This is a genomic window from Bradyrhizobium sp. 138, assembly GCF_023074075.1.
Classification (GTDB): Bacteria; Pseudomonadota; Alphaproteobacteria; order Rhizobiales; family Xanthobacteraceae; genus Bradyrhizobium.
The window spans coordinates 46457-72205 of record NZ_JADPKT010000003.1; the positions used below are offsets into that span (position 1 = coordinate 46457).

At 64.6% G+C, this 25749-nt stretch carries 23 protein-coding genes; 13 read left to right on the top strand and 10 right to left on the bottom strand.

Annotation, left to right across the window (positions count from 1 at the left end; genetic code table 11):
- Positions 1-86: 86 nt before the first annotated feature.
- On the bottom strand, positions 87-1484 hold the full coding sequence (locus IVA79_RS01240) for a M20 family metallopeptidase (RefSeq protein WP_247549749.1): 1398 nt from the start codon (positions 1482-1484) through the stop codon (positions 87-89).
- Between the two features lie 280 nt (positions 1485-1764).
- Between IVA79_RS01240 and IVA79_RS01245 the strand changes: the two genes are divergently transcribed.
- A complete protein-coding gene (locus IVA79_RS01245) occupies positions 1765-3162 on the top strand; it encodes an LLM class flavin-dependent oxidoreductase (protein WP_247549751.1) in 1398 nt (465 codons plus the stop codon).
- 178 nt (positions 3163-3340) lie between these two features.
- Here IVA79_RS01245 and IVA79_RS01250 read toward each other — a convergent pair whose 3' ends face one another.
- The 4 genes from IVA79_RS01250 to IVA79_RS01265 all read right to left on the bottom strand — a co-directional run bounded on the left by IVA79_RS01250 (position 3341) and on the right by IVA79_RS01265 (position 8464).
- Positions 3341-5002 carry a thiamine pyrophosphate-binding protein gene (locus IVA79_RS01250; protein ID WP_247549753.1) on the bottom strand — a complete coding sequence of 554 codons (1662 nt, stop codon included), beginning with the start codon at positions 5000-5002 and terminating at the stop codon, positions 3341-3343.
- Between the two features lie 111 nt (positions 5003-5113).
- Complete coding sequence (locus tag IVA79_RS01255) at positions 5114-5617, bottom strand: GFA family protein (RefSeq protein ID WP_247549755.1); 504 nt, start codon at positions 5615-5617, stop codon at positions 5114-5116.
- Positions 5618-5721: 104 nt separating this feature from the next.
- Positions 5722-6849: an alkene reductase gene (locus tag IVA79_RS01260; protein ID WP_247549756.1), complete on the bottom strand. Its 1128-nt coding sequence runs from the start codon at positions 6847-6849 to the stop codon at positions 5722-5724.
- 118 nt (positions 6850-6967) lie between these two features.
- Positions 6968-8464: an aldehyde dehydrogenase family protein gene (locus IVA79_RS01265; protein ID WP_247549758.1), complete on the bottom strand. Its 1497-nt coding sequence runs from the start codon at positions 8462-8464 to the stop codon at positions 6968-6970.
- 180 nt (positions 8465-8644) lie between these two features.
- Here IVA79_RS01265 and IVA79_RS01270 point away from each other — a divergent pair, with 180 nt between their 5' ends.
- On the top strand, positions 8645-9490 hold the full coding sequence (locus IVA79_RS01270; RefSeq protein ID WP_247549759.1) for an SDR family NAD(P)-dependent oxidoreductase: 846 nt from the start codon (positions 8645-8647) through the stop codon (positions 9488-9490).
- A 54-nt stretch (positions 9491-9544) separates the two neighbouring features.
- Here the strand turns inward: IVA79_RS01270 and IVA79_RS01275 are convergent, their stop codons facing one another.
- The 3 genes from IVA79_RS01275 to IVA79_RS01285 form a co-directional block, all read right to left on the bottom strand.
- The gene (locus tag IVA79_RS01275; protein ID WP_247549761.1) at positions 9545-9751 is read right to left on the bottom strand and encodes a hypothetical protein; all 207 of its coding nucleotides are present in this window, start codon (positions 9749-9751) and stop codon (positions 9545-9547) included.
- Between the two features lie 141 nt (positions 9752-9892).
- Positions 9893-10168 (bottom strand): YiaA/YiaB family inner membrane protein, encoded by a 276-nt coding sequence (locus IVA79_RS01280; protein WP_097657431.1) that lies wholly within the window; start codon positions 10166-10168, stop codon positions 9893-9895.
- Positions 10169-10207: 39 nt separating this feature from the next.
- Entirely contained in the window at positions 10208-10903 is a 696-nt protein-coding gene (locus tag IVA79_RS01285) for a PspA/IM30 family protein (RefSeq protein ID WP_247549762.1), read from the bottom strand.
- Between the two features lie 102 nt (positions 10904-11005).
- On the opposite strand from IVA79_RS01285, the gene IVA79_RS01290 reads away from it, so the two are divergent.
- The 3 genes from IVA79_RS01290 to IVA79_RS01300 all read left to right on the top strand — a co-directional run bounded on the left by IVA79_RS01290 (position 11006) and on the right by IVA79_RS01300 (position 14868).
- On the top strand, positions 11006-11620 hold the full coding sequence (locus IVA79_RS01290) for a TetR/AcrR family transcriptional regulator (protein WP_247550532.1): 615 nt from the start codon (positions 11006-11008) through the stop codon (positions 11618-11620).
- Positions 11621-11695: 75 nt separating this feature from the next.
- Positions 11696-13150: a dihydropyrimidinase gene (gene hydA / locus IVA79_RS01295; RefSeq protein WP_247549763.1), complete on the top strand. Its 1455-nt coding sequence runs from the start codon at positions 11696-11698 to the stop codon at positions 13148-13150.
- A gap of 95 nt (positions 13151-13245) precedes the next feature.
- The gene (locus IVA79_RS01300) at positions 13246-14868 is read left to right on the top strand and encodes an ABC transporter substrate-binding protein (protein WP_247549764.1); all 1623 of its coding nucleotides are present in this window, start codon (positions 13246-13248) and stop codon (positions 14866-14868) included.
- Here IVA79_RS01300 and IVA79_RS01305 read toward each other — a convergent pair.
- Positions 14865-16208, bottom strand: a complete 1344-nt coding sequence (locus tag IVA79_RS01305) for a glycoside hydrolase family 3 N-terminal domain-containing protein (RefSeq protein ID WP_247549765.1) — start codon at positions 16206-16208, stop codon at positions 14865-14867. The two genes, IVA79_RS01300 and IVA79_RS01305, sit on opposite strands and share 4 nt — an antisense overlap.
- A 189-nt stretch (positions 16209-16397) precedes the next feature.
- On the opposite strand from IVA79_RS01305, the gene IVA79_RS01310 reads away from it, so the two are divergent.
- Genes IVA79_RS01310 through IVA79_RS01320 form a run of 3 tightly spaced genes read left to right on the top strand, consistent with a single transcriptional unit; the run spans position 16398 to position 20224 of the window.
- Positions 16398-17915, top strand: a complete 1518-nt coding sequence (locus tag IVA79_RS01310; protein WP_247550533.1) for a DUF4173 domain-containing protein — start codon at positions 16398-16400, stop codon at positions 17913-17915.
- A gap of 21 nt (positions 17916-17936) precedes the next feature.
- Positions 17937-18641: a response regulator transcription factor gene (locus IVA79_RS01315; RefSeq protein WP_247549766.1), complete on the top strand. Its 705-nt coding sequence runs from the start codon at positions 17937-17939 to the stop codon at positions 18639-18641.
- Positions 18638-20224, top strand: a complete 1587-nt coding sequence (locus IVA79_RS01320; protein WP_247549767.1) for an ATP-binding protein — start codon at positions 18638-18640, stop codon at positions 20222-20224. Before IVA79_RS01315 ends, IVA79_RS01320 begins: the two co-directional genes overlap by 4 nt.
- On the opposite strand, the gene IVA79_RS01325 is transcribed toward IVA79_RS01320, so the two are convergent.
- Complete coding sequence (locus IVA79_RS01325; RefSeq protein ID WP_007597071.1) at positions 20221-20361, bottom strand: hypothetical protein; 141 nt, start codon at positions 20359-20361, stop codon at positions 20221-20223. The genes IVA79_RS01320 and IVA79_RS01325 overlap by 4 nt on opposite strands.
- Positions 20362-20440: 79 nt before the next feature.
- Here IVA79_RS01325 and IVA79_RS01330 point away from each other — a divergent pair, with 79 nt between their 5' ends.
- The 5 genes from IVA79_RS01330 to IVA79_RS01350 all read left to right on the top strand — a co-directional run bounded on the left by IVA79_RS01330 (position 20441) and on the right by IVA79_RS01350 (position 25701).
- Positions 20441-21010 (top strand): alpha-ketoglutarate-dependent dioxygenase AlkB, encoded by a 570-nt coding sequence (locus tag IVA79_RS01330; protein WP_247549768.1) that lies wholly within the window; start codon positions 20441-20443, stop codon positions 21008-21010.
- A 245-nt stretch (positions 21011-21255) separates the two neighbouring features.
- On the top strand, positions 21256-22185 hold the full coding sequence (locus IVA79_RS01335; protein ID WP_346658140.1) for a carboxylesterase family protein: 930 nt from the start codon (positions 21256-21258) through the stop codon (positions 22183-22185).
- Between the two features lie 153 nt (positions 22186-22338).
- Positions 22339-23562, top strand: coding sequence for an ABC transporter substrate-binding protein (locus IVA79_RS01340; RefSeq protein ID WP_247549770.1), 1224 nt, complete (start codon positions 22339-22341; stop codon positions 23560-23562).
- Positions 23563-23961: 399 nt separating this feature from the next.
- On the top strand, positions 23962-24588 hold the full coding sequence (locus IVA79_RS01345) for a LysE family translocator (protein WP_247549771.1): 627 nt from the start codon (positions 23962-23964) through the stop codon (positions 24586-24588).
- 21 nt (positions 24589-24609) lie between these two features.
- Positions 24610-25701: an enolase C-terminal domain-like protein gene (locus IVA79_RS01350; protein ID WP_247549772.1), complete on the top strand. Its 1092-nt coding sequence runs from the start codon at positions 24610-24612 to the stop codon at positions 25699-25701.
- Positions 25702-25749: the final 48 nt, after the last annotated feature.

The following is a 25749-nucleotide window of genomic DNA, read 5'->3' on the forward strand; positions in this document are numbered from 1 at the left end:
TTTTTTGTCCCCTTTCAGGATGATGCGGCCGGATGCAAGCACAAATCGGCCCGGATTAGAATGTGACTTTTGGCTGGATCAAAGGCTCAGGTTAACGGGCTCGTCAGGGGTCCTGGCAATTGGCCGAGATCCCAGAACAGCCCGGCCATCACCGTCAAGGCCTCTTCGGTCAATGGCAGCAGGATGTGCTCATTGGGCGCATGCTGGGAGCAGCCGGGATAGGAGTGCGGGACCCAGATCGTCGGCAGGCCCAGGATCTCGGAGAAAACGTCATTGGGCAGCGAGCCGCCGAAATTCGGCAGCACCGCCGGCGCCTTGCCGGTGGTCTCCTGCACCGAATCCGCCGCCCATTTGATCCAGGGGCTGTCGAAGTCTGTGCGCGATGCAGCAAAGCTCTGGGCCGCCCGCACCTCGACCATCGGAAAACCCTTTGCGACCAGATGGGCGCGGATGGACTCGATCAGCCCATCAATTTTGGTGCCGACCACAAAGCGCAGTTGCAGCACGGCATTGGCATGGCCGGGAATGGCGTTGGCCGGTTTTTCGATATTGCCGGACGACATCGCCAGCACTTCCAGCGTATTCCAGGCGTAGAGCCGCTCGGCAGCCGAGAGCCCGTCCTCGCCCCAGTTCTCCGCCAGCGCCGGCTCGTCTTCAGTCGGCACGACCTGCACGTCGGCGAGATAGGAGCGGATCTGGTTGGTGAGCCGCGGCGGCTTCAAGGCGTCGAGCTGGAGGCGGCCGTGGCCGTCGACCAGCGTGGAGATCGCATTGACCAGAATGGTCGCCGGGTTGGCCAGCACGCCGCCCCAATTGCCGGAATGGTGACCGCCATCGCGCAGGCTCACATCCAGATGAATGCGGATACCGCCGCGGCAGCCGAGGAACAAGGTCGGGCGGTCGGCGGACAGCCGCGGCCCATCGGAGGCCATGAACAGATCGGCCTTGAGCACGTCGCGATTGAGGTCGCAGACCTTGCCGAGATCGGGCGAGCCGATCTCCTCGCCCATCTCGACGATGAACTTGGCGTTGAAGCCGAGCTTGCCGCCACGGGCATCGCGCACCGCGCGCAGCGCCGCCATGTTGATGCTGTGCTGACCCTTGTTGTCGGCGGTGCCGCGGCCGTAGAGCCGCGTGCCGGCAACCGTGGTCCGCCAGGGATCGCGCCCCTCACGCCACTCGCCTTCCATGCCGTCGACGACGTCGCCATGGCCATAAATCAGCACGGTGGGCGCCGTTGCGCTCTCGTGATGCTCGGCGAACAGGAAAGGCGCCTTGCCGCTGGGGGATTCGACGATACGACTGGTGAAATCCAGCGCCGCAAACGCCGGCTGCATCTCCTGCTCCAGATAGGCGCGCAGCTCGGCGCCGCGGGACGGGGTCTGGCTTTCGGTCTTGAAGGCGACGCGGCGGTCGAGCTCGGTGAGAAACGCGCCGGACTTGAAATCCTCACGGGCGCGGGCGATGGCGTCGGCTCTGATCATGACGTGCTTTTCGAGACTTTGAGACGAAGGACCTTACCCGACATGGGGTGGCCTTCGAAAGTGGCGGGGGCTTGGATCGTTCTTGTAGTTCTCTTGTAGTTCTCTTGGGATTTCGTCCTTGCATCCCCAGGATTGGCTTGCCAAGCACAGCTGCGACGCCGACTTTGGCCTTGCCAAGCGCAAGCGATATGCAAGAACTTCGCCAAGTTCGGGCGCAACCAAGTTCGGGCGCACATCTACCATTCGAAGAGCGCTCAGTACAGAGCGCCGGGAAAGCAGCATGGCCAAGCAGATCAGGCTCAACGCCTTCGCGATGAATTGTGTCGCACACCAGTCACCTGGCCTATGGACCCATCCGCGCGACCGCACCGCCGAGTATAACCGCCTGCCCTACTGGATCGATCTCGCCAAGACGCTGGAGCGGGGCCGTTTCGACGGGCTGTTCCTGGCCGACGTGCTCGGGGTCTACGACGTCTATGGCAACAGCCCTGACGCGGCCTTGCGCAACGCAGCACAGACGCCGTCAAACGAGCCGCTGCTGCTGCTCTCGGCGATGGCCGCGGTGACGCAAAATCTCGGCTTCGGCGTGACCAGCAATCTGTCGTTCGAGCCGCCCTACCCGTTCGCACGGCGAATGTCGACGCTCGATCATCTCACCGAGGGCCGGATCGGCTGGAATGTCGTCACCGGCTATCTCGACAGCGCCGCGCGCGGCGCCGGCAAGGACAAGCAGACCGGACACGACGACCGCTACGACATCGCCGACGAATATATGGACGTCGTCTACAAGCTCTGGGAAGGAAGCTGGGAGGACGACGCCGTGCTGCGCGACCGCAAGCGCGGTATCTTCACCGATCCCACAAAGGTTCATCGCGTCAATCATGAGGGCGCGAACTACCGCATCAACAACACCATCCATCTCAGTGAGCCCTCGCCCCAGCGCACGCCCGTGCTGTACCAGGCCGGCACCTCGCCGCGCGGCCGGCAGTTCGCGGCCAAGCATGCCGAATGCGTGTTCATGTCGGGACCGTCGGCCAAGGTGATCGGCCCCCGCGTCTCCGCGATCCGCCAGGAGGCGGCCGCGATTGGCCGCAACCCCGCCGAGATCCTGATGTTTTCGATGATGACGATCATCCTCGGCCGAACCGAAGCCGAAGCGAAGGAAAAATACGCCGACTATCGCCGCCACATCAGCCCCGAAGGCGCGCTGGCGCTGATGTCGGGATGGACCGGCGTCGACTTCTCCGGCTACGACCTCGATCAGCAGGTGCGTCACGTCCAGAACGACGCCGGCCGCAGCGCCATGGATAATGTCACTCGCGCCGATCCCGATCGGATCTGGACCGTGCGCGATGTTATCGAGCATGTCGGCATCGGCGGCGCCGGGCCTGTCGTGGTCGGCACGCCGGAGATGGTCGCCGACAAGATCGAGGACTGGTTCGAGAAGACCGACGTCGACGGCCTCAACGTTGCCTTCGCGATCTCGCCCGGCGATTTCGAGGACATCGCCGACATGCTGGTGCCAGAGCTGACCCGGCGCGGGCGGTACAAGAGCGAGTATGCCAAGGGCACGCTGCGGGAGAAGCTGTTTGGCGGCGGTCGTGCGAGGCTCGACGCGCCGCATCCGGCGGCGGGTTATCGGGTGGGGAAGAAGGGGGCTAACGTCCCCACGCTGTAAGTCCCGTCATCCTGAGGCGCGAGACCGGCGGTGCATGCACCGCTGGTCGAGCCTCGAAGGATGAACGGCCGGGCTGACAGCCGGGCCGTCGCCCTTCGAGGCCTCCGCTACGTTCCGGCACCTCAGGGTGACGGTGGAAGAGCCGGAGGACACTGTCACCGCATTTCTTAGCGAGCACTCAGACCTTCCCGTCCACCATGACCTCGATCAGCTTGGTCCCCGGCCGATTGAACGCCGACGCCAGCGTCGCCTTCAGCTCGCCGGGATCACTGATCCTGATCGCCTCGCAGCCGAGCGCCTTGGCGATTCCGGCAAAGTCCACCGGCGGATCGACGAAATCCATGCCGACGTAATTGTCATCGCCGTGGAAGGCGAGCAGGCGCTGCTTGATGATGCGATAGCCGCCATTGTTGGCGATGACGAGGTTGAGCGGCAGCTTGTGGTGCGCCGCAGTCCACAGCGACTGAATCGAGTACATCGCGCTGCCATCGCCCGAGAAGCAGACGACGGGGCGATCAGGATTGGCGATGCTGGCGCCGACCGAGGCCGGCAGGCCCCAGCCGATGCCGCCGGAGGCAAGGCCGTGATAGCCATAGCGATCGCGGTGCGGACGCAGCGCCGTAACCTGGCGGCTCGAGGTGAGGCCCTCGTCGACCAGGATGGCATTGTCAGGCATGGCCTCGACCATTTGCAGCACCAGGAAGTCCGGATCGATGGGGCTGCGGCCCGCGCTCCTGCCGATCTGCTCGACCAGGGCAGCGCGACGTGCGGTCCAAGTCTTTGGTGCGAGTTCGGCGAGACGCTGCTTGGCGCGGCCCGCGAGTGCGCCGCCGCCCATCTCCCTCAGCACCGGGATCAACGCGCGCAGCGTCTCCTTCAAATCCGCCTTCAGGGCGATCTCGGCGCCGTAGTTTTTGGCGATCTCCCAATCGACGAGACCGATCTGCACGATGCCGAGACCATCAGGCAGCGCATCCACCTCGCTATGGACCGACATGCGCAAGGGATCGCCGCCGAGCGCGATCAGGAGGTCGTAGGGCGCTAGCGTATCGCGCGCAACCTTCTGCACCCGCGCCAGCGTGCCGACGAAGCTCGGGCTCTCCGAGAGGAAGTGCGATCCATAGGGCGTCGAGGATTGGTAAGCGGCTGCGCCGAGCAGCTCGGCGAGCTCGGCCGCCTCCTTCAGTGCATCGCTCTTGACCACCTCGTCCATGGTGACGATGACGGGACGCTCCGCCCTAAGAAGCCGCGCGGCAAAGGCTTTCAACGCCTCGTCCGACGGCCTTACGCGCGTGTCGATGCGGGTGGAGCGACCGAGATCGATGCCGGCCTCGCTGTTGAGGATGTCTCCGGGTAGCGAAATGAATACCGGCCCGGTCGGCGGCGTGGTCGCGACCTTGGCGGCGCGGCGGACGATGCGGGGCAAATCCTCCAGCCGTGTCACCTCCACCGCCCACTTCACCAGCGGCTCTGCCATCCGCACCAAGGGGCCATACAGCACCGGCTCCATCAGGCCGTGGCCCTGCTCCTGCTGTCCCGCGGTCAGGATCATCGGCGTGCCCGTGAACTGGGCGTTGTAGAGCGAACCCATCGCGTTGCCGAGTCCCGGCGCAACATGGACGTTGCAGGCGACGAGTTTTCCCGAGGCGCGGCTATAGCCATCGGCGATAGCGACCACCAGGCTCTCCTGCATCGCCATGACATAGGTCAGATCGGGATGGTCCTTCAGCGCATGCATGATCGGCAACTCGGTGGTACCAGGATTGCCGAACAGATGCGTGATGCCCTCGTCCTTGAGCAGCGCGAGAAAGGCGGAGCGGCCGGTGATCTTGTTCTTCATGTTTCCTCCAGGAACGGACGTTGCCGCAAGGACGAAAGACATGATGGCCGAAATTTCGGGAGGCGCGCAAGGAAGCGCGGTCATGTCTGCGTTGCGTGGGCGCGCAGCGCCCTACATCTCCTCCCGCCCCAATTCGAACGGATCCTCGCCGCCCGCACGCTTCTTCTTTTTCGAGCGTTGCCAGACCACGCCGGGAAAACCCTTCAGCGGCACCAGCGGCTCGCCGGTATAGGCCCATTCCTGCAGCTCTTCGATCGCGATGTGATAGAGCGGCTGCCGGCCGGTGCGCTCGTTGAACAGCGCACGTGGGATATTGACCATGTGCGGTCCGCGGGGGCGCTCATAGGCGATCGGCGTGCCGCAATGCGAGCAGAAGCTGCGGGTGGTCTTGGTGGCCTTGTCCTCGTAGCGGGTGAGCGCCGTCTTGCCTGAAATAATGCGAAAGCGCTTCTTCCAGCTTCCGACATAGGTGGCGTAGGCCGCGCCGTGGGCGCGGCGGCTGGCGGCGGAGTGATCGTGCCAGGCCCAGCGCGCAGGGATGTCGATCTCGAAGGTGACCTTGCCGCAGAGGCATTGGCCGGTGGCTATCCCTGCAGCAACTGCGGCTTTGGCCATTGAAGTCTCTCCGTCGTCATTGCGAGCGCAGCGATATCCGGGAAAAGTCTCGCTCGGACGAAGATCCCGGATATCGCTTCCGCTCATCCGGGCTACGAGATCACCTACGCCGGCGTCAACTCGTCATACGCCGGATAGTCCGTATACCCCTTCTCCTCGCCGCCGTAGAACGTCGCACGGTTGTACGGCGTGATCGGATAGTCGTGCAGCAGGCGTCGCGGCAGGTCGGGATTGGAGATGAAGATGCGGCCGAAGGCGATGATGTCGGCATGGCCGTCGGCGATCGCCGCGTTCGCGGTCTCGCCGGTGAAGCCGCCGGCGGTCATCAGCACCCCGCTGTAGAGCGGCCGGAACAGCACCATGGCCGACGGCACGTTCTCCCAGTGGACGTCGGCGCGGCCAGCGCCGCTGGAGCGCGGCTCGATGAAATGCAGATAAGCGAGCCCGAGTTTGTCGAGCGCCTTCACGACGTGGGTGTAAAGCGGCATCGGATCGGGCTCGCCGGAATCATTGGCGATGCCGTGCGGTGACAGCCGCACGGCGACGCGGTTGGCGCCCCAGACATCGATCGCGGCCTGCGTGACTTCGAGCAGCAGCCGCGCGCGGTTCTCGATCGAACCGCCATATTGATCGGTGCGCTGGTTGCTGCGCGATTGCAGGAATTGCTCGAGCAGGTAGCCGTTGGCGCCGTGGATCTCGACACCATCGAAACCGGCCGCCAGCGCATTCTTGGCGCCTTGCCGGAACGCCTCGACGATACCCTTGACCTCCTCGGTCTCCAGCGCGCGCGGCGTCTCGTAGTCGGAGATCTTGCCGTCGGCCGTCATCGCCTTCATCCCTTCCGCCTTGATCGGGATCGCCGATGCGGAAACCGGCAGCTCGCCGCCATGGAAGGAGGAGTGCGAGACGCGGCCGACATGCCAGAGCTGGAGGAAGATGATGCCGCCCTTTGCGTGCACCGCGTCGACCACCTTGCGCCAGCCGGCGATCTGCGCCTCCGAATAGATGCCAGGTGTCGCCGGGTTGCCGCGACCGTGCGAGAGCACCGGCGAGGCTTCGGCGATGATCAGGCCGCCCTTCGTAGCGCGTTGACCATAATATTCGGCGTTGAGCGGTCGCGGCGAAAAGCTCGCGCGCTCGGCCCGCATGCGCGTCAGCGGCGCCATCGCGACGCGATGCGCAAGCTTGTACGGACCGACCTGCAACGGCTTGAACAACGCTTCGAATTTCATGGGGGCACCGAATGGCTATGGAAGGATGCGGATCATATAGCGAGGGGCGGCCCCTGGAAAAGTGCCGCCCCTTGCAAAGTAGATATTCCCTGTCGCGGAACGCGTCAGAGAGCAGGCCTTACGCCGTCTTGATCCAGACGGCCTTCACGTTGAGATATTCCTCGACATGCTGCTTACCGGACTCGCGGCCGTAGCCGCTCATCTTGTAGCCGCCGAAGGGCACGGCCGGATCCATCGCCTGATAGCAGTTCACCCACACAGAACCGGCGCGCAGCGACTTTGCAACTGCATGCGCCTTGCTGACGTCGCGCGTCCACAGGCCGGAACCGAGGCCGAAGGTGGTATTGTTGGCACGCTTGACGAGCTCGTCCATGTCCTTGAACGCGATCGCGGAGATGACGGGACCAAAGATCTCCTCCTGCGCGATGCGCATGTTGTCCTGGACGCCCGCGAACACGGTCGGTGAGACGAAGAAGCCCTTCGACAGCGCACCCTCGGTGACGCGGCCGCCGCCGGCAAGCGCCTTCGCGCCTTCCTTCTGGCCGATGTCGAGATAACCGGTGACGCGTTCGAGCTGCTGCTCGGAGACCAGCGGGCCGATCTGGACATTGGGATCGAGCCCGTTGCCGACTTGCAGCTTCTTGCCGAATTCGGCAACGCGGCCGACGAACTCCTCGTAGATCGACTGCTCGACGAACAGCCGCGTGCCGGCGCTGCAGATCTGCCCCGAATTGGCAAACACCGCCATCGCCGCGCCGGGCACGGCGGCATCGAGATCGGCGTCGGCGAACACGATATCCGGCGACTTGCCGCCGAGCTCGAGCGAAACGCGTTTGAGGTTGCCGGCGGAGGCACGGATGATCGACTGGCCCGTCATATGCGAGCCGGTGAAGGCGACCTTGTCGACGTCATGATGCGAGGCGAGGGCGGCGCCCGCGGTCTCGCCATAGCCGGGTACGACATTGATGACGCCGGGCGGAATTCCCGCCTCCATCGCCAGTTCGGCGATGCGCAGCGAGGTCAGCGGCGCCTCTTCGGCGGGCTTGAGCACCACGGTGCAGCCGGTCGCGATCGCCGGACCGATCTTCCAGATCGTCGCGGTGAGCGGACCGTTCCAGGGGATGATGGCGCCGACGACGCCGATCGGCTCCTTCAGCGTGTAGGAGAAGATTTCGCCCGGCAGCGAGTTCTCGATTGTCTCGCCATGGATCGCGGTGGTCTGGCCGGCGTAGTAACGCAGCATGCCGACGGCGCGCAGACGATAAGCACGGGTGCGGCTGAGCGGCGCGCCCATGTCGAGCGTGTCGAGCTGCGACAATTCGTCGAAATTCTTCTCGACGAGGTCGGCAAGCCTCAAGAGCAGATTCTGCCGTTCGAACGGCTTGACCTTGCTCCAGGGTCCTTCGAAGGCGCGGCGGGCGGCGGCAACTGCACGATCAATGTCTTCCTTGTCGCCCTCGGCGACGGTTGCGAGCAGCTCGCCGGTGGCGGGATTGTGAGTCTCGAAGCGCTTGCCTGAGGCTGCATCGACCCATTTCCCGTCGATCAGCATCTGCTTGTACGACCCGTTCGCGAACGGATGACGCGTGATCGGAATAGCCTGCGACACAGCCATGGCTGCACTCCCTGTCAGGTGATTGATTGGTTCGATCTGGGCGGGATCGTTGCGTTGAAGGATACAGCGGTGCCGGATAGGCGTAAAGGCAGCGGGGAACGAAGACCTCCCATGCCGACTTGCGCAGGGTCGCGCACCGCCATGTTATAGCTCGCGCAAGCCACGCTCCGGAGACGCACCATGCCACATCCCGCCATCGTGAAAGACAATGTTGCCGTGATCACCGGTGGCGCGTCCGGCATCGGGTTGGCCGCGGCCATGGCCTTTGCGCGCGCTGGAATGAAGGTGTGTATCGCTGACGTCGACGAGGCTCGACTGACCGAGGCCGCAACAAAACTGTCATCCGTCACCGATGCCGCAAAGGTGATGACCTTCGCCGTCGATGTCAGCAGGGCAGAGAGCGTGATGGAACTGGAGCGCGCGGTGCGCGAGCGGTTCGGCGGCACCGACATCCTCATGAACAATGCCGGCATCCAGCCGGGCAGCACACTGTTCGGCGAGCCCGACAATTGGCAGCGCATCATCGCCGTCAACATGTGGGGCATCATCAACGGCTCGCGCATCTTCGCGCCCAACATGATCGCGCGCGGCAAAGGCGGCCTCATCATCAACACCGGCTCGAAGCAGGGCATCACCACGCCGCCGGGCGACCCCGCCTACAATGTCTCCAAGGCCGGCGTGAAAGCCTTCACCGAAGCCCTCCAGCATGAGCTGCGCAACACGAAGGACTGTCGCGTCACGGCCCACCTGCTGATACCGGGCTTCGTCTTCACCGGCCTCACCGCGAAGGGCCGCACCGAAAAGCCGGCCGGCGCCTGGACGCCGGAGCAGACGGTTGATTTCATGCTGGCGCGGCTCGAGGCCGGCGACTTCTACATTCTGTGCCCGGACAATGACGTGCCGCGCGCGCTCGACGAGAAGCGCATGGAATGGGCCGCCGGCGACATCATCGAGAACCGCCCGCCGCTGTCGCGCTGGCACCCGGATTACGCGGATGCGTTCAACAGGTTTGTGAAGGGCGAGTAGGCTGGCACCGGCCTATCACTCCCTCGCCCCGTTCTTACGGGGACAGGTAAGAACCTACAGCGTCTCCTGCTTGTGGCCGCAATTCTTGCAGGCGAACTTGACCCGGGTCTGGCCTTTCTCCGCCTGGACCCGGTTCGGCGCGCCGCACTTGCCGCAGATGGCCTCGATGCGGGTCGAGCCCTGCTTGACGACGATGGTCTTCTTTTCCATCGATTCGCGGATCAGGCGCTCGGCCTCCTCGCGCAGCGATTGTTTCGACAAAGCTCGTCTCCGCCTCTGGAAAGCGCGCGAGCCATATCGCACCTACGTCCGAAGCACAATGCGGGATGCGGATCGCGGAGTGCGAAAGCCGCGGGGCGCTGCTCCGCGGCTCTTGCTCGTCATCCGGATCCGGCGCTTCTCTCACGCCGCCTTGGAAACCTCCATCAGCAGCCGCTCGGCTTTCGCGTCCTCGATGCGGTTCACCAGCCGGCTGCTCTCGTGATTGTCGCGCACGGTCTTGGTCAGGGTGATGCAGGTCTGGACCAGCATCACGATACCCATGGTGAGATAACCCTTCATCCAGACGTCGATCGGCAGGAAGAAGACGCCGATGGCGACGAGGAATGCGGAGGCGGCAAAGGATGCGTAAGTAAAGGTCACCCAGGCGCTGCTGTGGGGCTGGCCATTCTGGTTCATGATGGTCTCCTGTTGGCTCGAATGATGATCGGTTGGGGATCAGGCAGTCGGCGTGCGGTTGGACTTCAACCGCGCCAGCACGTCGTCCGCAGTCGTCTTCAGCCGCGGGCCAAAGCCCTGCTCGGCCAATCTCTCGGCGGTGGCGAGGGGACCCGTGGCCGCATCGAGCTCGATGAGCGCATCGTCGGCAGCCTGGGCTTCCATCTGCCGATCGCGCAGGCGCCTCAGGGTGCTCTCCGCCTCAGGCAGCGTGGATTCGTAAGGACGCGCTGCCTCGATGCCGCTGCGGCGAAGCGAGCGCACCGCCTCCGAGGCACGGGCGACGCGACGGCCCCGATCGAGTTCGGTAATGCGGGCTTGCGCATTTGCCACGTGCCGCTTCAGCCGGGCGATCTCGGTCGCGAACAGCGCACGGGCCGTCATCGCCGCATCGCGGTCGGCCTCCAGGCCTGCAATGGCTTCGGCCGCGTCCCTGGCGAGATCCTCGCGGCCGCCGTCGAGCGCCGCAACCGCGCGGGTCTCGAGATCGGCGATGCGGGCGATCGTCGTCTCTAACTTGCGGCCTTCCTGCTGATCCTGCGCGATGGCCAAGGCCAGCGTCCGCTTGCTGCGCTCGACGGCAGCCGCCGCATCGCGCATCTGCTGGTCGAGGATCAGAAGGGCCGTCCGGTCTTCCAGCTCCTCACCCGCGGCGGCCACGCTGCCGCGGAAAAGTGTCACTACGGTCTTGAACATCTGTAGCTCCCTGTTATGAGCGTTGCTCACAAATGCTTTGTAGCAGGGAACTTGAACTTCGTTCAAGAAAAATTTGAGCGCCGCTCAAGAATCTGGACGAAAATGTCTAAAGCCTTGGAACGTCGAGAGAAACTCAGATTTGAGCTGATCCTGGCAGCGGAACGGATGATCGCTGACCGCGGATTGTCGGGCGTGAAAACCCGCGATCTCGCCCGCGAGATCGGCTGCGCCAACGGCGCGGTCTACAATCTCGTCGCCGACATGGACGAGCTGATCCTGCGCGTGGGCTCCCGCACGCTGCTCCGGCTGGACGAGGCGCTCAGCGCAGCGGTCAGCGCGGGCGAGGCAATGCCGCAAGACACACTGGTCCGCATCGCCCTCGCCTATTGCGATTTCGCAGCGGAAAATCTCCAGCTCTGGCGCGCGCTGTTCGAGCACCGCATGGAGGCGGACAAGACCGTCCCCGACTGGTCCGTCGCGGACCAGATGCGGCTGTTCCGCCACATCTACCAGCCGTTGGCCACGCTGTTTCCGAAGCGAGGTGCAGACGAGCTCGGCATTACCGCGCGCAGCCTGTTCTCGGCGGTACATGGCATGGTGGCGCTGGGGCTGGAGCAGAAGCTGGTTGCCGTGCCGCTGCCGGCGCTGCGTGAAGAAATCGCTCGCCTCGTGCGTGCGATGATCGACGGACTGGTCGCGCACGCGGGCGGCGCCTGACTAAAATTTCGCCTGTCGCATCGCGGGCGGCACGCTTAGCTTCGCGGCGTCTCGTCCTCTCTTTCGGAGCCTCCCATGCCCCTCCTCATCCGCGGCGGCACCGTCGTCAATCATGATCATTCGCGCCGTGCGGACGTGCTGATCGACGGTGAGACCATCGTCGCAATCGGGGCATCGCTCGAAGCGCCCACGGGTGCCGAGATTATCGACGCCGGCGGCGCCTACATCATCCCAGGCGGGATCGATCCGCACACCCATCTCGAAATGCCGTTCATGGGCACCGTGACAGCCGACGATTTCGAATCGGGAACGAAGGCGGCGCTGACCGGCGGCACCACCATGGTGGTGGATTTCTGCCTGCCCGATCCCGGCCAGTCGATGCTCGCGGCCTATCAGGACTGGAGGCGCAAATCCGAGAAGGCGACAAGCGACTACGGCTTCCACATGGCGGTGACATCGTGGTCGAAGCAGATCCATGACGAGATGGAGACCGTGGTCAAAACCTACGGAATCAACACCTTCAAGCACTTCATGGCCTACAAGGGCGCGCTGATGGTGAACGACGACGAGCTCTACAACTCGTTCGCCCGCTGCGCCCATCTCGGCGCCATGCCGGTGGTCCATGCCGAGAACGGTGACGTCGTCGCCCTGATGCAGGAGGCGCTGATCGCGCGCGGCGTCACCGGCCCGGAGGGGCACGCTTATTCACGACCACCGGAGGTCGAGGGTGAAGCCACCAACCGCGCCATCATGATCGCGGACATGACGGGGACCCCGGTCTACATCGTGCACACGAGCTGCCGCGAGGCGCATGAAGCAATCGCACGCGCACGTGCGGCCGGAAAACGCGTCTATGGCGAGCCGCTGATCCAGCACTTGCTGCTCGACGAAGGTGAATACCAGAACAAGCACTGGGATCATTCTGCGCAGCGCGTGATGTCGCCGCCGTTCCGCGACAAGTCCCACCAGGACAGTCTGTGGGCCGGCCTGCAAGCCGGCTCGCTCCAGGTGGTCGCGACCGACCATTGCGCCTTTACCACCGCGCAGAAGCGATTCGGCCTCGGCGACTTCAGGAAGATCCCGAACGGCACCGGCGGCCTCGAAGACCGCCTCGCGCTGCTGTGGACCGCGGGCGTCGCTACCGGGCGGCTGACCAAGGAAGAATTCGTCGCGGTGACCTCGGCGAACATCGCCCGCATCCTCAACATCTTTCCGCGCAAGGGCGCGGTCGCCGTCGGCTCGGATGCCGACATCGTGGTGTGGGATCCTAAGGCGAGCAAGACCATCAGCGCGAGGCGGCAGATGAGCCGGATCGATTACAACGTGTTCGAGGGCTTTGCCTGCACGGGCGGAGCGGCAGCGACGCTGTCGCGCGGCCGCGTTGTCTGGAAGGATGGGAACTTGCGCGCCGAGGCCGGCGACGGCCACTACATCGAGCGGCCAGCGTTCTCACCGGTCCATGTCGCCAACTCCACGTGGAAAGAGCTGACCGCCCCGCGCGCCGTCAGCCGCGGAGCGGTCGCGCCGTAACCGCGCGGCGCGGCACGGGTGCGACGCCGTGAAGCGCGGCTGATGGCATGCACCTTGCCTCTTTACGTCGCAGATATTTCGCAAAAGAGGCACCGATGAGCTCATCACCTTTCGACATCAGCCGCCGCAATGTGGTGATCAGCAGCCTCGGCGCGGTCGGACTGACGGCGATCACACCTCACTTCGCCTGGGCGCAGGCGCGCAGCGAAACGCTGCTGGTGGTGCAGGAACTCGGGCCGAACTCGCTCGACATGCAGGGCGTCGGCTCCAACCAGACCGTGAACGGTCTGTCCTGGAACTGCTACGACCGGCTGCTGAGCTACGCCTCGAAGACGCTGCCCGACGGGACGGTCTCGTACGATCGCGAGAAGCTCGCGCCCGAGCTCGCCGAAAGCTGGGAGGTTGCGGCCGACGGCATGTCCTGCACCTTCAAGCTCCGCAAGGACGCGAAATTCCACGACGGCACGCCTGTGACCGCCAAGGACGTCAAATGGTCGTTCGACCGCGCGGTGAAGGTCGGCGGCTTTCCGACCTTCCAGATGTCGGCGGGATCGCTTGAGAAGCCCGAGCAGTTCGTGATCGTCGACGACCACACCTTCCGCATCGACTATGTCCGCAAGGACAAGATGCTGCTGTTCAACGTCGCGGTCGTCGTGCCCTTCATCATCAACTCCGAGCTGGCGAAAAAGAATGCGACGCCGGAAGACCCATGGGCCTTGGCGTGGCTCAGGAACAACGAGGCCGGCGGCGGCGCCTACAAGATCGAGAGCTGGAAGCCCGGCAGCGAAACCGTGCTGGCGCGGTTCGATGACTGGAAGAGCGGTCCGCTGCCGAAGGTCAAGCGCGTGATCGCGCGCGACGTTCCTTCCGCGGGCACGCGCCGCGCCATGTTGGAGCGAGGCGATGCGGACATCTCCAGCGGCTTTGCGCCGCGCGATTTCGAGCAGATCATCAGGGAGGGCAAGGTCAAGGTGTCGGGCGTGCCGATCCCGAACGCGCTCTGGTACGTCGCGCTCAACACCGCGAAGCCGCCGTTCGACAATGTGAAGCTGCGGCAGGCCATCGCCTGGGCGATGCCCTACGAGCAGATCCAGAGCAGTGCGTTCTTCGGGCGCGCCGTTCCGATGTACGGCGGAGCGGCAGAGGTCTCAAAGCCGGTCTGGCCGCAACCGTTTCCCTATGTCACCGATCTCGACAAGGCCAAGGCGCTGATGAAGGAAGCAGGCTTCGAGTCGGGCCTCGAGACGACCTTGTCGCTCGACACGGGCACCGCGACCGTCGGCGAGCCGACTGCGATCCTGATCCAGGAGAGCCTCGCCAAGATCGGTATCAAGGCGGGAATCGAGAAGATCCCCGGCGCCAACTGGCGCACGACGCTGAACAAGAAGGAGCTGCCGCTCGCACTCAACCGCTTCAGCGGCTGGCTGGATTATCCCGAATATTACTTCTACTGGAATTTCCACGGCAACAACTCGATCTTCAACGTCTCGTCCTATCAGAACAAGGAGATGGACGCGCTGATCGACAAGGCGCGGTTCACGGCCGATAGCGCGGAGTACGACCGGTGCGTGAAGGATTTCATCGCGCTCTGCATGCGCGACGTTCCGGTCGTTCCGCTCAACCAGCCGATCCACGATGTCGCGATGCAGAAGGCCGTCACCGGCTACGAGTTCTGGTTTCACCGCGAACCGGACTACCGCCAGTTCGCAAAGGGCTAGTGCCTATCGACGACGCGGATCGCACTTGACGTTGCGCGCGCCTGCTCGATCGGAAAACCCCGCTCCAGCCGCGCCGCGCTTGCGCGCAGCATTGCTGCGTCGAGCTTGCCCTGCCGCGCCCCGTCAAGGGCACAGGCGAAGACGCGGTAGAACTGCGCGCCGTCATAGGCAACCAGCAACAGATCGACGCCGGCATTGATCGCCTCGACCACGGCCTTGCAGACGTCGTTCTGGTAGATCGCGCCCATCACGAGGTCGTCGGTCATCACCACTCTCTGGTAACCCCAGGTCTCGCGCAGGATGCCCTCGACAACGCGTTTCGAATGCGATGCGGCGCGATCGGGATCGACGGCGGTGAGCGTGACATGGCCAACCATGAGTGCGCTGCGCGAATGCGATAGCACGTCGCGGAACGGGAGCCAGTCGGTTGTCTCCAGCTCCTTGACCGGCGTGTCGAGATTGGCGCTGAAATGATGTGTGTCGGCACGGACCCGGCCGATGCCCGGAAAATGCTTGAGCGTGGCACCGACGCCTGACCGCTCCAGCCCGCGCACATAAGCGCTCGCAATCGTGCTGACGACAGCCGGATCGGTAGCGATCGCGCGCTGGCCGATCAGCGTGTGGAAATCGAGCCGGTTGCGCCGCGCCGGCGGCTTGAGGTCGAGCACCGGGGCGAGATTGAGGTTGACGCCGAGGTCCGCGAGCTCGCGGCCATGGATGCGGCCGAACTCTTCGGCTTTGGCCTGCTGGTCGTCGGGAGCGAGTCCGGCCAGCGTCGCCAATGCCGGCACCTTTGTCAGGGGCGGCGAAAGATGGCCGACGATGCCGCCCTCCTGATCGGCGGCGACGACCAGCGGCGGCAGGCCGGTGGCGCGCCTGATATCCTGGAGCGCGGCGATCTCGGTCCGCAGCGCCTCGATGGTTCGGCCGCGGATGTTGTGCCGGGTGACATAGACCCCGCCGATCAATCCCTGCCCGGCAAGGCGCGCGACCTCGGGAAATGAGGAATAGCCGACCATGAAGTGCGGCCCGAGCTGACGCGCTTCCGCCGCGCTGACACCGAGGACATCGTTCTTGCGCAGCTCGAACTTCAGATGCGCGGCCGACATCAGGACCGGCGGCAGGCACCAGAGCATGACCAGCAGCTTGCCCGCGATGGTACGCCAACGCCCTCTGCGCAGCAGGAGGATGACGATCACGATGCTTGCGACGACAAGCGCGATGTTTCCGGCGCCGCGCAGCGAGAGCAGATAAGGATCGTTCTTGTTCGCGGCCGCGAACGCGACGACAGGCGCGGCAAGCCAGAGCAGAATGAGGCCGATACGGCGGAGCAATTGCATGATGCATCACGTGCTGGGAGTGGCGAATGCTTCGCACCTATCAAAGCGATTTGCGCTGGGCGAGAGGCAACCACGCTCCTGCACGAAATCTGCAAAAGACTCCTGAATCCGTGCAGACGTTGATCCCGCCTTCTGCACAACTGGCGTTCAGACTTCGTGATGCCAACCATCACGAAAGGTCTCACCGATATGACAAGCCTGGCTTCGACGATCGTAGAAGAGATCAAGCCGATCGGTCATTCCTCGATCCCGGCCAAGGTCGGCCTGGCGCTGCTGCTGGCCGCACTCGCCGACTGGCTGTTCTACGGGCAGCGGATCGGACTGTCGTTGACGCTCTTTGCGATCGCGCTCGCTGGCGTGTCGGCACTGTCCAACCATGCAGCTCTTAATCTGCGGCGTGCGATGATCGGCGCAGCCATTCTCGTCGCCGGCCTCGTGCCGGTTATCGAGGAGCTCAACGCGCTGTCGTTCCTGATCCTCGTCGCATCGCTGACAATTGCGTTGCTGCTCGTCACCAATGCGGAAGCGACCGGGCTCGCTGACCGCATCCGCGCGCTGCGCAACTTCGTCCTGCTCGGTCCCTTCAGGTTCTTTCTCGATGCGCCCCAGGTTTTCGACGCAACGGCGTTCACCCGCGGCATTGCGCTGTGGCTGCTGCCAGCGGCGCTGAGCACCGTCTTCGTCGCGCTGTTCGCAGCGGCCAATCCGGTGATCGAGCAATGGGTGTCGCTGCTCAATCCAAAACTCATCTTCGAATATGTCAGCATCCCGCGCGTGCTGTTCTGGACCATGATGCTCGCGCTGATCTGGCCCTTCATTCATGTGCGCTGGCGGCGCAAGAAGATTGCCGTCGCCGCCGAAGCCGCTGCCGTAGAGCCGCCACCGCTTCCGCCCTTCGTCTCACCGGAATTTTTCGGTCCCTCCACCATTCTGCGCTCACTGATCCTGTTCAATCTGTTGTTCGCGGCACAATCCGTTCTCGACGGCATCTATCTCTGGGGCCACGTCGCGCTGCCCGACAACATGACTTACGCGGCCTACGCCCATCGCGGCGCCTATCCGCTGATCGTCACCGCCCTGCTCGCCGCAGCCTTCGTGCTGGTGGTGATGCGTCCGGGCGGGCCGGCCGAGAAATCGAAGGTGATCCGGCCACTGGTCTATGTCTGGGTGGGGCAAAACGTGCTGCTGGTCGCCTCCTCCATCCTGCGCCTCGATCTCTACGTCGACATCTACATGCTGACTTACTGGCGCATCGCGGCCTTCATCTGGATGGGGCTGGTCGCGCTCGGACTGGTCCTGATCGTGGCCCGTATCGCGCTCGACAGGTCCAACGAGTGGCTGGTCGGTGTCAATCTGATCGCATTGGCGATCGTGCTCTATGGCTGCTCGCTGGTGAACTTCGATGCCTTCATTGCCGACTACAATGTGGCTCACAGCAAGGAAGCTTCCGGCAAAGGCGTGCAGCTCGACACCAATTATCTCCTCTCGCTCGGGCCGCAGGCACTGCCCGCGATCGATAAGGCAATCGAACTTCTGACCAAGGCCAAGGAGAGCGATCTTTCGGCACGCGGCTATTGCCTTGTGTCGCGCCGCGACCGCCTTGTAGAACAGCAGCGTCAGGATCTGGCCTGGCGGAGCTGGGGTTTTCGGAACTGGCGGCTCGGGCACAGGCTGGATACGCAGGCGACGAACCGGCCGGCGGGCTGACGAGGGCAGCGGAGAGTTTCCTTGGCGCATCGCATTCTCATCGCCGACGATGAAGGCCACATCCGCGAGGTCATCCGCGTCGCGCTGAAGAAGGCCGGCATGGACGTGATCGAGGCCCGCGACGGCAGGGAGGCGCTCGCCCGCTTCGCCGCCGACAGGCCCGATCTCATCGTGCTCGACATCGGCATGCCCGAGTTCGACGGCCTCGACGTCTGCCGCGAGATTCGCAAGACCTCCGACGTGCCGATCCTGTTCCTGTCGGCGCGCGACGAGGAAATCGACCGCATCCTCGGGCTCGAGATCGGCGGCGACGATTACGTGACCAAGCCGTTCAGCCCGCGCGAGCTGGTGGCGCGGGTCAACGTCATCCTGCGCCGGCTCAGTCCGCGCAATGGCGAGGCCAAGGCGGGCCCGGGAGCGCTAGTACAAGGGGGGCTCCTGATCGATCCCGAGCAACATGTCGCCTCCTTTGCCGGCACGCCGATAAAACTGACCGCGATCGAATTCGGCATTTTGCGCGCGTTCCTGACCCGGCCGACTTCGGTGTTCAACCGCGAGCAGCTGATGCGGGCGGCCTATCAGCTCAACATCCAGGTCTCCGACCGCACCATCGACAGCCACATCCGCAACATCCGCGCCAAGCTGGCCGCGCAAAATTGCGAGAACGTCATCGAGACCATTCACGGCGTCGGCTTCAAGCTCGGCCGCTGCGAGAAAGAGGCATGAGCGCGGCGCCGGACAAATGGCGGCCATCGCTGGGTCTCGTGATCTTCACGGTGCTCACCACCGTCGGCGTGCTGCCCCTGGTCGGGTTGTTCTTCTTCCGCCTCTACGACAACCAGCTGATCCGCCAGACCCAGGCCGAGCTGATCGCGCAAAGCCGCGTGCTGGCGACGATCTATGCACAGGAGGTCACGACGAGGCTCGACAGCGGCCTCACGCTCGGCGCCGAGGTGCCGCCGGGCGTGCTGCCCGACCCCGGCGACCAGGTCACGCCGATTCGGCCTGCGCTCGACCTCACTGCGAACGATCTGCTGCGGCGACGTCCGGATGCGCTACCCGCGTCCCAGCCCGCGCAGCCGGCCTTTGTCGAGATCGGCGCAAGGCTGACGCCGATCATCCGCGAGACCCAGAAGGTGACGCTGGCGGGGTTTCGTATCCTCGATCCGCAAGGCGTCGTCATCGCCGGGCGGCAGGAGGTCGGGCAGTCGCTCGCCCATATCGAGGAGGTCGCGGACGCGCTGCACGGGCAATACCGGGCGACCTTGCGCAACCGCGTGCAGGACAAGCCGCCGCCGCCGATCTACTCCTTCAGCCGCGGCCTCGGCGTGCACGTGTTCTCGGCGATGCCCGTCATCGTCAACAACCGCGTCGCGGGGGTGATCTACACCACGCGAACGCCGAGCAACATTTTCGATCATCTCTACCAGGAGCGGGCCAAGTTCGTGCTGGCCGGCCTCGCCGTCATCCTCGGCACGGTCGCGATCGGCCTCGTGTTCTCCCGCACCATCACCCTGCCGATGCGCGAGCTGATCGACCGCGCGGTTCGAATCGGCCGGGGCGATCGCGAGGCATTCAAGCCGCTCCGGCATTACGGCACGCGCGAGTTCGCGCAGCTCTCGCACAGCTTCCTCGGCATGGCCGAGCAGCTGGCGCGGCGGTCGGACTATATCGCGACGTTCTCGGCCCACCTCACCCACGAGCTGAAATCGCCGCTGACCTCGATCAAGGGCGCGGCCGAGCTGTTGCAGGATTCGGTTCAAGGCAAGGCCGGGGGCCTGACGCCGGCCGAGCAGAACACCTTCATCGCCAACATCCTGTCCGACACCCAGCGGCTGGAGGCAATGGCGCAGCGGCTGCGCGAACTGGCCCGTGCCGAGAGCCTGCCGCAGAACGAGCGCACCGAGCTCGCACCCGTGATCGCCGACCTCAAGAGCCTGTTTCCGGCAAGCGATATCTCGGCCAGCGGCAGCCTCGACCGCCCGATCGGCATGTCCGGCGAAAAGGCGCTGATCGTGCTGTCGCATCTCGCCGACAACGCGATGCGGCACAAGGCGCGGTCAATCAGGCTGGAGGCGGCTTTCGAGCGGACGACCTTGCGTCTGACGGTGAGCAATGACGGCGAGCCGATCTCGGCGCCGAACCGCGACAGGATCTTTGATGCGTTCTTCACCACCCGCCGCGACCAGGGTGGCACCGGGATGGGGCTTGCGATCGCGCGCGCGGTGATGGCGAGCCATGGCGGCTCGATCAGGCTGAAGCCGACCGACGAGGGGGCCGCCTTCGAGCTCCAATTCCCTGTGGCCTAGATCGCAAACACCCAGGCGGCGACGATGGTGCCGATGGTGACCAGACCAGCGATGGTCCAGCCGGCGGCATATTCCAGCTCAGGATGACCGGTCGCCCGCATGATCTCTGCCGGATCGGCGGTATGCTTCTCTGCCATGACAGCCTCGCACGTTCCTTCCCGCGTCATATGTAAGTCGCTTGGGGCGACAAAAGGTTCCGTCACGGAAATGCGAGGAATGACGCAGCTAGGTTTGTTCGCCGAACCGGAAGCCGGGCCTCCTGGGCTTCGCTATGCCGACAATTTTATCGAAGCCGCCATCGAGCAGACCTTGATCGGCCGCATCGCAGCATTGCCGCTCCAGCGCTTCCAGTTCGGCGCCTTCGAGGGCAACCGCCGGGTGGCCTCGTTCGGCTATCGCTACGACTATGCGCTGCAGCGGCTGGCCGAGGCGGAGCCGATCCCGGACTGGGTGGCACCGGTCGCGCGCCAGGTCGAGGCATGGGCGGGGCTGCCGGAGGCCAGCGTCCGCCAGGTGCTCTGCACCGAATATGAGGTCGGCGTTGGCATCGGCTGGCACCGCGACAAGCCGCATTTCGACAAGGTCCTCGGCCTCTCGCTCGGCGCGGCCTGCAAGTTTCGCTTCCGCCGCCGCAGCGGCGACAAATGGCAGCGCCACACGCTCGAGGCCCTGCCGCGTTCGCTTTACATGATGGAGGGCGAGGCGCGCTCGCAATGGGAGCACAGCATCCCGCCGGTCGAGGCCCGCCGTTACTCCATCACCTTCCGGACGATGAAGCGGGCCTGACCGGCCGTCCAAAACAAAAACTTTCGAAAACAACCCCATGCACAGTAGAGCGCAACCGTCCCGGGCCTTCGGACGTGCCTTCCAGACGCGGCTGCTTGCCGCACCGGCCGCCCGTTCCGCGCCGGCCGCGGGTCTGCCAAAGGTGCCGCGAATTTGCCTCAAGGCCAGCTGACTAATGAGGCGAATTGAAAAGACAGGCCAAATCAGCCAGCCAATATGAGCCCCGCAAGGCGGCCAGCATCACCATGAAGAACTATCTGATATTTCTCCTGCTTCTGACCATGACCACGGCCTCCGCGCACGGGCCGATGCCGGCCCGGCTCTCGCCGCCATCCCACCTCGTGCAAGTCGGCCTCACCGATTCCGACACCACCGCCGGTGGCACCGCGCGGCTGTGCGAGCGGGTCACCTTCTCGCGCGGCCTGCGCTATGGCGAGAGCGAGGCCAATGTGCTCGACATCGCCGCCAGCGAGACCAAGGCGGATACGCCGCGGCCGGTGCTGCTGTTCGTGGTCGGCGACACTTTTGCCGGTGACCGCGCCGCGCCGGAACTGTCGCGCCAGATCCAGGACCAGGCGATGTGCTTTGCCGCCCGCAACGACATGATCGGGGTGCGCGTCAACTATCGCCTGGCCCCGGCAGCGACCTGGCCGATGGGGGCGACCGACGTGGCGGCGGCGCTGTCCTGGGTACACGGCAATATCGACCTGTTCAACGGCGATGCCCGCGAGATCGTCGCGGTCGGCTACGGCGCCGGGGCCTTCCATGTCGCGACCCTGCTGGCGCATCCCGAGCTTCAGACCGATCGCGCCGATGTCGCCGCCGTGGTGCTGGTGTCCGGCACTTACCGCGCCGGCAAGGACGCCAGCGACAGCGAGAAGGCCTATCTCGGCACCGATGCCGGCCAGTACAACAAGCGCTCGGTCTTTCCCGGCATCCTCAATGTCGATGTGCCGATCGTGCTGGCCTGGGCCGCAGACGATTCAGCCGGCATCGTGGCGCAAGGCGAGACGCTGAAGAAGACGCTCTGCGGCGCCGGCCATTGTCCGCGCAGCGCGCTGCTGCGCAGCCGCGATGGCATCGCGAGCGCCTTCGGCCTCGACGGCTCCGGCGACAGCCTCGCCGAGCCGACCCTGCTGCTGGTGCATCAGCTCGAGGCGCGGGGGCTGCCGTAGCGACGTGTCAACACGCCTGCCATTTCGGTTCGGGCACTGCGCTGCTTGAAGCGCACCGCCAAGCCACACGATTGCCAAACGCCTGCCATAGACTAACGCGCCTAGGTGCGGATTGAGCCGACTTCGTTGGGGGCCAACGATAAGGTGTCGAGCATGCGCGTCACCGGCAGACTACTGTTCGTTTTGATCGCCGCTCTGGCCTCGCTTGGGGCGATGTCGCAGCAACGCGCGGAGCAACCGGCGAGCGACAAGGAAATCCGCATCGGCAATGTCATGCCGTATTCGGGGCCGCTCTCGGAGTTCGGCGCGATCGGCCAGGCGGAGGCCGCCTATTTCGACATGATCAACGCGCGTGGCGGCATCAACGGGCGCAAGATCCGCTTCATCACGCGCGACGACAATTCCGATCCGGCAACGGCGCTGGAGCTGACGCGCAATCTCGTCGAGACCGAGAATGTGCACCTGATGTTCGGCTCGTTCGGAACGCCCGGCAATCTCGCCACGCGCTGGTATCTGAACGAGAAGAATATCCCGCAGCTGTTCGTTGCCTCTGGCGACGAGGAGCTGAGCCGGGGAAACGCATTTCCCTGGACCATGGGCTGGCAGCCTTCGTTCCGGTCGGAGGGACGCATCTACGCCAACTACATTCAGGCCTATTACCCCAGGAAGAAGATCGTCGTGCTCTGGCAGAACGACCAGTTCGGCCACATGCTCTACAAAGGCATTCAGGAAGGGCTTGGCGATCTCAACCGTCATGTCCTCGTCGACATCGCCTTCGACATCAAGGACGAGCATCTCGACGGGCACGTCTCGATCCTCAAGCGCGCCGGCGCAGACATCTTCGTCTTCCTCGGCGTGCCGTCGACGGCGTCCAAGGTGATCAAGCTGGCGGCGTCAATGAATTGGCATCCGGTCTTCATCGTCAACGATGCCTCCGCATCGATCGCCAATGCGATGGCGCCGGCAGGCCTGGAGAACTCGGCCGGCGTGATCTCGGCAGCCTTTCTGAAGGACCCGAGCGATCCCGCATGGAAAGACGATTCCGCCATGAAAGACTGGTTCGCCTTCATGGACAAATACCATCAGGTCGAAAGCACCAACAACAGCGCCGCGCTCTATGGCTACGCCGCGGCCGAGGCGCTGACGCAGGTGCTGAAGCAATGCGGCGACGATCTCTCGCGCGAGAACATCATGCGGCAGGCGGCGTCCCTCAGGTCTTATCAGCCCACCGTTGCGTTGCCCGACATCAGGATGAACACCTCGCCCAGCAACTATCTGCCGATCAAGCAGATGCGGCTGGTTCAGTTTGACGGCCGCTCCTGGCAGCCGTTTGGCGAGGTGATCGAGACGGCATTCACGGAAGGTGCGGCACGGTGAGGTGACTTACACGGACCTTTTGCTGGGCCACCCCTTTGCCCCGCCCTCCCCCGCAAGGTAGGGCAATCGCATATGGCGCTTAGCGCGAACTGAGCGCGCGCCTCGTCCTTCGAGACGACCGCTTCGCGGTCTCCTCAGGATGAGGCTAAGCAGCATTGGTGCTCGTTGAAGCAGGTGCCGCGCACACGGTCCTCATCCTGAGGGCCCGCCAAAGGCGGGCGTCTCGAAGGATGGTCACGGGCGAGATCGCTCCCATATGCGATTGCCCTACCCCGCAAGAGGGGAGGGTTAGGGAGAGGGGTACCACACGGGGACTCTCTCGACCTCGCATCAATGACTTGCATTGAGAGACCGGGTCTGGCTGGCTCTAGCTCCTGACCATCAGATCGGAAACTCACCATGATCCAGTTCGACACGTTGCTGACCTACATCGCGGTGGTTCTCGGCCTCTTCCTCATTCCGGGGCCTGCCGTCCTCTTGGTGCTCGCGCGCTCATCTGTAGGCGGGCATCGCGTCGGAATTGCCACTGGTCTCGGCATCGCTACGGGAGACCTGCTTCACACCTTGATGGCGGCGCTCGGATTGTCGGCAGTGCTGATGACCTCGGCTGTCGCCTTCAGCCTGGTGAAGTACGCCGGCGCTGCCTACCTCATATATCTCGGCATCCGCGCGTTGATGGAACGAGGCGAGGATTTAAAGTTGGCGCAGTCGCGTTTCATCGACGCGCCGCTCGCCTACCGGCAAGCCGTGCTGGCCGAACTGCTCAACCCGAAGACGGCGCTCTTTTTCCTCGCCTTTCTCCCGCAGTTCGTGCATTCCGAGCGGGGCTCCATGGTTGCCCAGCTTGCGGTTCTTGGCCTCGTCTTTGTCGTCATGAGCGCGATCTACACCGCGTTGATTGCTCTTGCCGCCGGGCGCGTCGCTGGCTGGCTCACCCGTCATCGCAGCGTCGGCCGCTGGCAGGGTCGCGTCATCGGGGCGATTTACCTGGGTCTTGGCGTTCGCATGGCCTTGCAGCAAAAGTAGTCCGATCGCCGGGAGAGACCCATGACCGAGACCATCCGCATCAAGCGCTTCCACGCGCGGCCCGTGATCGTGCCGATGAACCTGCCGCTGCAGACCTCGACCGGCGCGGTCGCCAAGGCGCCGCTGGTGCTGATCGACTGTGAGACCGACCAGGGTGCGGTGGGCCATGCCTATCTGTTCTCGATCACGCCGTCGGCCTTGAAGCCGCTGACGGCGATGGTCACGGAAATGTCGGAGCTACTCGCCGGCGACGAGCTGCTGCCGTTCGAGATCGAGCGCAAGCTGGCCCAGCGCTTCACGCTTCTGGGGCTGGCCGGCCTGCAACGGCTGGCGCAATCCGGCATCGACATGGCGGCCTGGGACGCACTGGCGCGCAGCAAGGGCCTGCCGCTGGCGCGCCTGCTCGGCGGTGCGCCGAAGCCGGTCAGGGCCTACAATTCGAAGGGGCTCGGCATCATGCCGGCGGGTGCCGCGGTCGACGAGGCGCACACGCTGCTGGCCGAGGGGTTTCGCGCCGCCAAGATCCGCGTCGGCCGCCCCGATGCGCGGGAGGATTTCGCCGTTGTGCGCGCGGTACGCAAAGCCGTCGGCGATCAGGTGACGCTGATGTGCGACTACAATCAGGCGCTGACGGTGACCGAGGCGATCCGCCGCGGCGAGATGCTCGACGACGAAGGCTTGAGCTGGATCGAGGAGCCGGTCCGCCACGATGACTATGAAGGCAGCGCCCGCATCGCCGACGCGCTGCACACGCCGGTCCAGATCGGCGAGAACTTTGACAGCGCGTTCTCGATGCAGGCCGCGCTGTCGGCGGAGGCGTGCGACTACGTGATGCCAGACGTGCAGCGGATCGGCGGCGTCACCGGCTGGCTGCGTGCCGCCTCACTGGCGCACGCCGCCGGCATCGAGATGTCCTCGCATCTGTTCTCGGAGGTGAGCGCGCATTTGCTCTGCGTGACCCCAACCGCGCACTGGCTGGAATATGTCGACTGGGCCGACGCGGTGCTTTCGACCCGGCTCGCGATCAAAGACGGATTCGCGGTGCCGAGCGAGGCGCCGGGCAACGGGATCGCATGGGACGAGGCGGCGGTGAGGAAATATCTGGTGGGGTAAGGCCACCACATGTCAGCGCCCGGAATTCGCCTTCACACCCAGGTGCTG